The organism is Paenibacillus sp. 23TSA30-6 (genome assembly GCF_014858585.1).
Lineage (GTDB): Bacteria > Bacillota > Bacilli > Paenibacillales > Paenibacillaceae > Paenibacillus.
This window is the reverse complement of sequence record NZ_SLTL01000123.1, coordinates 1-296: the sequence shown is the minus strand read 5'-3', so window position 1 is coordinate 296 and position 296 is coordinate 1. Positions and strand designations below refer to the sequence as shown.

The window sequence follows — 296 nt, the reverse complement described above, 5'->3', positions numbered from 1 at the left end:
TGGTGGAGGCTGAGGGGCTCGAACCCCCGACCCTCTGCTTGTAAGGCAGATGCTCTCCCAGCTGAGCTAAGCCTCCACAACACAACACTTCACATATTATACCATTACAAGCTTTTTATTTCAAGCTCTTTTATAAAATAGCTAATGACCCGTAGGGGAATCGAACCCCTGTTACCTCCGTGAAAGGGAGGTGTCTTAACCGCTTGACCAACGGGCCACACAATAAATAATATCTGGCGGAGAGAGAGGGATTCGAACCCTCGAGACGCTTTTGGCGCCTACACGATTTCCAATCG

General features: G+C 49.3%; 2 tRNA genes. Both read right to left on the bottom strand.

What is annotated here, in order from left to right:
• Positions 1 to 76: transfer RNA gene (locus E0698_RS26405), tRNA-Val, on the bottom strand.
• A gap of 69 nt (positions 77 to 145) precedes the next feature.
• Positions 146 to 217, bottom strand: a tRNA-Glu gene (locus E0698_RS26400).
• Positions 218 to 296 lie beyond the last annotated feature (79 nt).